This window comes from Pseudomonas sp. (genome assembly GCF_049590575.1).
Taxonomy (GTDB): Bacteria; Pseudomonadota; Gammaproteobacteria; order Pseudomonadales; family Pseudomonadaceae; genus Aquipseudomonas.
Genome location: NZ_JBAWDE010000090.1, coordinates 71,923 through 79,061 on the forward strand (window position 1 = coordinate 71,923; position 7,139 = coordinate 79,061).

Sequence of the window (7,139 nt, forward strand, 5' to 3'; positions counted from 1 at the left end):
AGGATGAGCCTTATCAGCGAACTGTTGAAAACCTACGATGCGATGGGCCCCCATCGCACAGGACAGCCTCAGGACCCTCTGGTTTCCCAGTGGATGCAGGGGCTATTGAGCGAGGCGGGGCTGGAGGTGCGCACCCAGGCGTTGGCCTTTACTACCGTGCAGACTCATCAGTGCTGGCTGCTGCTGGGCGAGCATCGATTTGAACTGATGCCGTGTCAGGATACACAGTTGCCTGAGCATATGAGCCTGGAAGGCACTATTGGCTTCTGCGAACCCTGCGATATCCGCCTGACGCAAGTCTCGACGATGGGCAATCAGCAATTGGCGGACCTGAAGCAATTGTCGGGTGCCGCGGTCATGATCATTTTTACCATGGGCTCGCGTGAAGGGCTGACGCCGCTCAATGCCGAGGCATTCAACACGCCCTTTGCCCAGCCGGGATTTTTTGTCTCCGGCGAACACCGCAGCCAGATACGCAGCCTGCTCAAGACCCACGGCAGGGCCCGGGTCGAGTCGAGCCTGTGTTTTACCCCGGCGCAGTCGACCAACATTATCGCGACCAAGCACGGTACCCAGCCGCATCTGCCGCCCATCGTTGTCTTTACCCCACGCACCGGCTGGTGGCATTGCGCCGCCGAGCGCGGTGGTGGCGTTGCCTGCCTGCTGCATATGGCTCAGCGCCTGCGCGACACCGAACTGTCGCGATCCGTTGTGTTTCTGGTGACCTGCGGGCACGAGCTGGGCTACCTGGGCATGCAACACGCAAGTGCTGAATGGGCAAAGGGTCCGAAGGTGCACCTGTGGCTGCATTTGGGCGCCAACTTTGTCGCTGCACAGGACCCGTTGTTTTTCATGCAGGCCTCCACGCCGTCACTGCAAGAGCACTACCTTGCACAGCTGCAACGCGCTGAAACGGCCCCCGACATTGTCGCGCCAACCGGGGGAGAGCCCTCCGGTGAGGGCGCGTTCATCCCGCGTGGTGATGACTACCTCTCGATTCAGGGAGGAAACGGCTTTTTCCATCATATCGATGACCGTTATGACGCTGCCGTCGACAAGGGAAAATTGAACGGTATCTGTGAAGCAACCCTGGCATTCCTGATCAACCAGGCTGCCTGAACTCGTCTTGGAAAAGAAAGGAACTCTTATGAACAATACGCGCTGGCAGGAATACCATCTGGACCAGGCCGACCGTACTGCCTTGAAGGGCCACAAGCCCTGCACTGTGTGGTTCACCGGGTTGAGCGGCAGCGGCAAATCGACCGTCGCCAATGCGCTGGACCAGTTGCTCAACCGCATGGGCTGCCATACCTATGTGCTCGATGGCGACAACCTGCGCCAAGGGTTAAACAAGGACCTGGGCTTCTCCGCCCATGACCGGGTAGAGAACATCCGTCGCGTCGGGGAAGTGTCCAAGCTGTTTACAGATGCGGGACTGATTGTGTTGTGTGCGTTTATCTCGCCTTACAGCAAGGATCGCGAGTTCGTGAAAAACATCCTCAATCACAATGAATATGTGGAGATCTACCTCAGTACACCGATTGAGGAATGTGAGCGTCGCGACCCCAAGGGCTTATACAAAAAAGCCCGGGCGGGCAGCCTGCCTGATTTCACCGGAGTTCATTCGCCCTACGAAGTGCCAACCCAGGCCAACCTGGAAATTGACACCAGCGGCAAGGCCCCTGGGGAAATCGCAGACGCAATCCTGTCTTACCTGGTGAGCAGCGGGATCGTTACGCCGGCGCTCTCCATGGGTTGGCAACAGGCGACGGCTTGAGCCCGTATTAACTCCTCGCAGAGCGGCATGCCCGCTCTGCATGGTTAAAAATCCCAGCGCGCACTTGACGATTTCGCATCAATAGGTTTTGATTGCCTTCGTTATCTTTCGAAACGAAACTTATCATTACCATGTCGAAACGAAATACACCCCAACGTCGCCACAATATCCTCGCCTTGCTCAATGAGCAGGGCGAAGTCAGTGTGGACGAATTGGCCAAGCGTTTCGAAACCTCGGAAGTGACCATCCGCAAGGACCTCGGCGCGCTCGAAAGCAACGGCCTGTTGCTGCGCCGCTACGGTGGCGCGATCACCATGCCGCAGGAACTGGTCGGCGACGCCGCCCAGCCGGTCTCGGCCTACAAGCGCGCCATCGCACGGGCCGCCGTGACGCGTTTGCGCGAGCACGCACGCATCATCATCGACAGCGGCAGCACCACCGCGGCCATGATCCCCGAACTGGGCCACCAGCCCGGCCTGGTGGTGATGACCAACTCCCTGCACGTGGCCAGCGCCCTGAGCGAACTGGAACACGAGCCGGTGCTGTTGATGACGGGCGGCACCTGGGACCCGCATTCGGACTCATTCCAGGGCCAGGTCGCCGAACAGGTGCTGCGTTCCTACGACTTTGATCAGCTGTTCATCGGCGCCGACGGCATCGATCTGCAGCGCGGTACCACCACCTTCAACGAATTGCTCGGCCTCAGCCGTGTGATGGCCGAGGTCGCCCGCGAAGTGGTGGTAATGGTCGAATCCGACAAGATCGGCCGCAAGATCCCCAACCTGGAACTGCCCTGGAGCAGCGTCCATACCCTTATTACTGATGATCGCCTGCCGCTTGAGGCCCGCGACCAGATCCAAGCCCGCGGCATTACGCTGATATGCGCGGCAATCATCTAGGAGAAAAACCATGTGTGGAATTGTAGGCGCAGTCGCTGAACGCAACGTCACCGCCATCCTGCTCGAAGGCCTCAAACGCCTGGAATACCGTGGCTACGACAGCGCCGGTGTGGCCGTTTTCACCAACGCCGGCAAGCTTGAGCGCATGCGTCGCCCGGGCAAGGTCAGCGAGTTGGAACAGGCCCTGGCCGGCGAGCCGCTGGTCGGCCGCCTGGGCATCGCCCACACCCGCTGGGCCACCCACGGCGCCCCGTGCGAACGCAACGCCCACCCGCACTTTTCCGGTGACCTGGCCGTGGTGCACAACGGCATCATCGAAAACCACGAAGTGCTGCGCGAACAGCTTAAAGGCCTCGGCTATGTGTTCACCTCGGACACCGACACCGAAGTCATCGCCCACCTGCTCAACCACAAGCTCAAGGACCACAGCGACCTGACCACCGCCCTCAAGGCCACGGTCAAAGAACTGCATGGCGCCTACGGCCTGGCGGTGATCAGCGCCAGCCAACCCGACCGCGTGGTCGCCGCCCGCAGTGGCAGCCCACTGGTGATCGGCCTGGGCCTGGGCGAGAACTTCCTCGCCTCCGACCAACTGGCCCTGCGCCAGGTCACCGACCGCTTCATGTACCTGGAAGAAGGCGACATCGCCGACATTCGCCGCGAAAGCGTGGCGATCTGGGACGTTGACGGCAACTCCGTCGAGCGCGAAGCCGTGCAATACCGTGACGGTGCCGAAGCCGCCGACAAGGGTGAGTACCGCCACTTCATGCTCAAGGAAATCCACGAACAACCGGCCGTGGTGCAGCGCACCCTGGAAGGTCGCCTGGGCGACAAGCACGTGCTGGTCAACGCCTTCGGCCCACAGGCCGCCGAGCTGTTCGCCAAAGTGCGCAACGTGCAGATCGTCGCCTGCGGCACCAGCTACCACGCCGGCATGGTCGCGCGTTACTGGCTCGAAGAGCTGGCCGGCATCCCGTGCCAGGTCGAAGTCGCCAGCGAATTCCGCTACCGCAAAGTGGTGGTCCAGCCCGACACCCTGTTTGTGACCATCTCCCAGTCCGGCGAAACCGCCGACACCCTGGCCGCCCTGCGCAACGCCAAAGAGCTGGGCTTCCTCGCCAGCCTGGCGATCTGCAACGTCAGCATCAGCTCGCTGGTGCGTGAGTCCGACCTGACCCTGCTGACCCAGGCCGGTCGCGAAATCGGCGTAGCGTCCACCAAAGCCTTCACCACCCAGCTGGTCGGCCTGCTGCTGCTGACCCTGTCCCTGGGCCAGGTGCGCGGCACGTTGGCCGAAGGCGTCGAAGCGCGCCTAGTGGAAGAACTGCGTCGCCTGCCAACCCGTCTCGGCGAAGCCTTGGCTATGGACAGCACCGTGGAGAAAGTCGCCGAACTGTTCGCCGACAAAAACCACACCCTGTTCCTCGGCCGTGGCGCGCAATACCCGGTGGCAATGGAAGGCTCCTTGAAGCTCAAGGAAATCTCCTATATCCACGCCGAAGCCTACCCGGCCGGTGAGTTGAAACATGGCCCGCTGGCCCTGGTGGATGACGACATGCCAGTGGTCACCGTGGCGCCAAACAACGAACTGCTGGAAAAACTCAAATCCAACCTGCAGGAAGTGCGCGCACGTGGCGGCCAACTGATCGTGTTCGCCGACGAAAAAGCCGGCATGACCAACGGCGAAGGCACCCACGTCATCAACATGCCGCACATCCACGACACCCTGTCGCCGATCCTCTACACCATCCCGCTGCAGTTGCTGTCGTACTACGTCGCCGTGCTCAAGGGCACTGACGTGGATCAGCCGCGTAACCTGGCGAAGTCGGTGACGGTGGAGTAACCCGCCACAGTCTGGAGGCCCGCGCGGGTCTCCAGCTACTCGCGAAAGGATGCGACCTCGATGCACACCCCCTCCCAGATCCACCAGCGTCTGCACAACCGCCGATTCACCGTCGCCAACAACGCCCACGGGCTTTCTGGTGCCGGCACGGTGTTTCATACCTCGTCGAGGGCGATGCCATTTCCGGTACTTACCAAGGCGGGCGCATCCGCATTGGTCAGCAGACCGGACGCGTGACCGGGCCCAACACGATCGAGCTGCTGTATCAGTGTTTGAACACTGACGGCGAATTGCTGGCCGGCTGGTCGCGCGGCACGGTGGGCGTGGATGATGCCGGGCGAACCACGCTGAGCTTTGTCTGGGGCTGGTTGTCGGGTGCGACGGGGGGTGGGGAGTCGAGCTATTTCGAGTCTGTTGAATAGCTCGAGAATAATCAGAAATCAAATCGGAAAAATGTTTAGCAAATAGCGATATAAATCCGACGATTAATCCAGATACTATTGGGCCTTAAGAAAAAAATAGATCCGAAAAAAAATCGGAAAAAGGCGATGAATATGACGCAGGGATTTATCACTGGAAATCACTGGCTGGAGCCTGTCTGGCCGTCTCCCGGTTTCCCAGCGTCGATATTACGCACCGCGGAAACGCTTTCGTTTCGTGCGGGAAAACTCACTGGTTTACTCCCCGAAACCACCGCTATGCGCATCGGCGAGCTGATGCGAATCACCAATAGTTATTACAGCAACCTTATCGAAGGCCAATACACCGAGCCTGCGACCTTGTCTGCGCGAGTGCCGAGGCGCGATGCCAAAGAGCTGCGCGAGCTGGCGGAAAATCATATCGGCGTTCAGGCGTTGCTGGAGCGTGCAGTGCGGCGGCCGAAAACGGTTGATGCGCCTTGGGGCATCTTCTTTGCCCCTGAGTTCATATCTGCGATCCATCGTCGCCTTTTTGCAGGCGCGAGCGCAGAGGAGCTGCTACTCAGCGATGGTCGATTACTCACGCCAGGCCAATTACGGGATGCAGCGGAACGTAATGTCCTGGTAGGGGACCATGCGGCCCCTGCATGGAAGTCTGTCACTCCCATGCTCAAGCGCCTGCAACTCGTGTATGGCGGGCAGCCTGATCTGACCTCACGAATTCTTAGCGCTCTTGCGTATCACCATCGTCTTGCGTTTGTTCACCCATTTGAAGATGGCAATGGCCGAGTAGTGCGCATGATTACGCACTTGCAGTTAATGCGCCTTGGGCTTGCGTCTCCACTGTGGTCGCTTTCGCGAGGTTTGGCGCGCAAGCAGGACGAATATTACGGGCGCTTGCGCGCTGCTGATCAGCCTCGTAGAGGGGATCTCGACGGGCGTGGGCAACTGACGCAAGGTGGGTTGTTCGAGTTTGTAGAGTTCATGCTGCAAGTCTGCATTGATCAAATGGAATACGTAGAGCAGGCAATGGACCTCGTCACGCTACGTCAGCGACTTGAGCGAGTGATCGGACTTGAAAGGCGATTCGTAGAATCCGGAGTGAAGCAGGAAATGGCCAAGGCCATCCATATCTTGCTGACTCAGGGTGAAATTGCGCGGGCAGACTTTAAAATCTTCTCTGGTCTGCATGATCGCGTTGCGAGCGACCAGCTTAAGAAGTTGATTGATTTAGGGGTGGTTGAAGCACCGTCGGCTAAGTCGCGATCGGTCTTTCCCGGGCTTCCTGTGTGGTTTGCGCAGATGATATTCCCGGATCTTCACCGCCGTTTTTATTGAGCCTGGCAGCGAGACGCCCGCTCACGGCACAAACTCCACCTTCAACCCCCGACTCGCGCTGCGCCCCTGGTCATCACTTACCCGCAACCGATAGTCCCCCGACTTGCCCGGCCGCCAGTTCAGCGTGGTTTGCGGCGGCCCTTGGCCGATCAAAGTTTGATCAGCAAACCAATACAGCGTGAGCGCATCGCTGGCCGCGTTGGCGTTCAGCGGAATGCTTTCCTGGGGCTGTGACAGGCGCAGCTGGTAGCTCACTTGCGTCAGCGGCGAGCGGATCTGCGGTGCTTCGCTTTGGTCGCTGATGCGGTTGGGTTGGCAGTTTTTCATCACATTCGGCGGTGTGCGGCGGGGCAGGCCGGCGGCGCGGTACAGGCGTTGTACGTCACTGGGCCAGAACTCGAAGACTTCTGCGCGGGTGTATTGCGGGTCGAACGGCGGGCACGCGGCCTTGCCGGTGCGGGTGTCGATCAGCACCGGGCGGTGCAGGTTGGACACGCGAATCGGCGAGACGCCGGGGATGTACCAGGTCTTGCGGGTTTGCGGGCACCAGCGGTTGGGCAGTTCGCCCGAGGCCGCGCAGACGTCGATGCGCACCAGCCCGGCGGGCGGCTTGTCGGGTTTGATCACCACGTTGGGCAAGGCCAGGGGCAGGGCATCGGCGATGCGGAAAAACAGCGGCGCGGCGGTCTTGGCGCCGATAAAAGCAGGGTTTGGGCGGCCATCGAAGTTGCCCACCCACACCACCAGCACATAGGGGCCGACCAGGCCCGCGCTCCAGGCATCGTGAAAGCCCCAGGAGGTGCCGGTTTTCCACGCGGTGCGCCAGTGGCGGCCGGGCAAACCGTCCGGGCGCGGGTTGCGGC

General features: G+C 60.5%; 5 protein-coding genes and 2 pseudogenes. 6 read left to right on the forward strand and 1 reads right to left on the reverse strand.

From position 1 onward, the window contains the following. Positions 1 to 3: 3 nt before the first annotated feature. The 6 genes and pseudogenes from WBR57_RS07160 (at position 4) to WBR57_RS07185 (ending at position 6,276) form a co-directional block, all read left to right on the forward strand. Positions 4 to 1,119 carry a M28 family peptidase gene (locus WBR57_RS07160; protein ID WP_424083229.1) on the forward strand — a complete coding sequence of 372 codons (1,116 nt, stop codon included), beginning with the start codon at positions 4 to 6 and terminating at the stop codon, positions 1,117 to 1,119. A gap of 28 nt (positions 1,120 to 1,147) precedes the next feature. After that, the gene (gene cysC, locus WBR57_RS07165; protein WP_424083230.1) at positions 1,148 to 1,777 is read left to right on the forward strand and encodes an adenylyl-sulfate kinase; all 630 of its coding nucleotides are present in this window, start codon (positions 1,148 to 1,150) and stop codon (positions 1,775 to 1,777) included. A gap of 131 nt (positions 1,778 to 1,908) precedes the next feature. Further along, positions 1,909 to 2,676: a DeoR/GlpR family DNA-binding transcription regulator gene (locus WBR57_RS07170; protein ID WP_424083231.1), complete on the forward strand. Its 768-nt coding sequence runs from the start codon at positions 1,909 to 1,911 to the stop codon at positions 2,674 to 2,676. Between the two features lie 10 nt (positions 2,677 to 2,686). Beyond that, complete coding sequence (gene glmS / locus WBR57_RS07175; protein WP_424083232.1) at positions 2,687 to 4,519, forward strand: glutamine--fructose-6-phosphate transaminase (isomerizing); 1,833 nt, start codon at positions 2,687 to 2,689, stop codon at positions 4,517 to 4,519. Between the two features lie 60 nt (positions 4,520 to 4,579). Continuing rightward, positions 4,580 to 4,941, forward strand: a pseudogene (locus tag WBR57_RS07180) (hypothetical protein). Positions 4,942 to 5,019: 78 nt separating this feature from the next. After that, on the forward strand, positions 5,020 to 6,276 hold the full coding sequence (locus WBR57_RS07185; protein ID WP_424083233.1) for a Fic family protein: 1,257 nt from the start codon (positions 5,020 to 5,022) through the stop codon (positions 6,274 to 6,276). Positions 6,277 to 6,297: 21 nt separating this feature from the next. Here the strand turns inward: WBR57_RS07185 and WBR57_RS07190 are convergent. After that, a pseudogene (locus WBR57_RS07190) lies at positions 6,298 to 7,139 on the reverse strand (penicillin-binding protein 1C); the annotation flags it as partial.

Excerpts from the sequence above, each read along its gene's own strand:
- WBR57_RS07160 (WP_424083229.1), top strand. The coding sequence starts at position 4 with ATGAGCCTTATCAGCGAACTGTTGAAAACCTACGATGCGATGGGCCCC.
- cysC (WP_424083230.1), top strand. The coding sequence starts at position 1,148 with ATGAACAATACGCGCTGGCAGGAATACCATCTGGACCAGGCCGACCGT.
- WBR57_RS07170 (WP_424083231.1), top strand. The coding sequence starts at position 1,909 with ATGTCGAAACGAAATACACCCCAACGTCGCCACAATATCCTCGCCTTG.
- glmS (WP_424083232.1), top strand. The coding sequence starts at position 2,687 with ATGTGTGGAATTGTAGGCGCAGTCGCTGAACGCAACGTCACCGCCATC.